This is a genomic window from Paenibacillus sp. GCM10027626, from assembly GCF_042676285.1.
In the GTDB taxonomy this organism is placed as follows: domain Bacteria; phylum Bacillota; class Bacilli; order Paenibacillales; family Paenibacillaceae; genus Paenibacillus_Z.
The window spans coordinates 1-1124 of record NZ_JBHTHC010000061.1; the positions used below are offsets into that span (position 1 = coordinate 1).

1 protein-coding gene is annotated in these 1124 nt (G+C 52.0%); it reads right to left on the minus strand.

What is annotated here, in order from left to right; all coding sequences use genetic code 11:
• On the minus strand, nt 1-713 hold a 713-nt coding region (locus ACFQ0N_RS38185; protein WP_379335730.1), incomplete at its 3' end, for a Gfo/Idh/MocA family protein.
• Nucleotides 714-1124 lie beyond the last annotated feature (411 nt).

A 1124-nucleotide genomic window follows, 5' to 3' on the forward strand; every position in this document is an offset into this window, starting at 1 on the left:
GAGGTTGGCGCGCCTTCAGCGCACCACGAGCCGCGGTACGAGAATACCGAGCCGTCCGACATCTCGAATATACATAGCGCCGAGGCGTTGCCTGCATACCACGACCCTGGCGGATTGAATTCGTGACAATAGACTGATACAGGATCGGCATCCAATAAAAAGCGCGCCTGGTCAAATGTATGAATCGCCATATCCAAAATAAGCGGGCTGCCCATCGCTTCGCGAAATCCGCCAAAATGAGCGCCGATAAAGAAATCTGCGCCAGCGTACCCGATCTTGCCGATCGCCCCGCTGCTCAGCAGCTCGCGCAACGCCCGAATCTGAGCGTTATACCGGCGATTTTGCATCACGGCGTAAGAGCGCCCCGTCCGGGTGGCGAGCTCGATAAGCTTGCGCCCCTCAGCCATCGATTCAGCCATCGGCTTTTCCCCGAATACATGCGCTCCAAGCTGCAGCGCGGTAGAACAGATTTGAAAATGGGTTGCCGGAATGGTCACATCAAACACCAAATTGGCCCCTGTCTTCGTTATCGCCTCTGTCAGATCCGTATACGTACCGCAAGTCAAGCCATATCGCTCCGCCATCGCCTGTGCGTACTCCTCCTTTATATCCACCAACCCGACAATACTCGCATTTTCTCGTGCCAACGCATCCTTTACCCAAGCATGTGCCATACCGCCGCACCCGGCGACCACAATATTATGCCTGCTCATAGATTCACACCTCTTAACGAAAAGTTCGCTCCGGCCGCGCGGATTTGAAACGCAAATTCAGACAACTGGGCGGCTGTTTTATTTACAATTATAATGTGATCGCATTCTATTCTCTAGACCAGATTGCTGCGAACTAGCAACCTGTTGTTGAAGCAGCGAAAGCTAACTTCGTACCGAATTGCAGCATGTATCGCCGACAGCGGAGGTCTGGGGTTTGAGCCCCGAATCTAAACGGAAGCCACAGACCTTATTTCACCAATAACCCCCTTTTTGAAAATCTAACGGATCTGAGCGATCTTAATTGGACGTTTTCTGACGAAATCGTGCTCCTGATCATCAAATAACGGCGCACAGATCCGTTACAATTTCAGATCGGTCAAAATTTCGAAAATAGCGGCCGTGACATCCGTC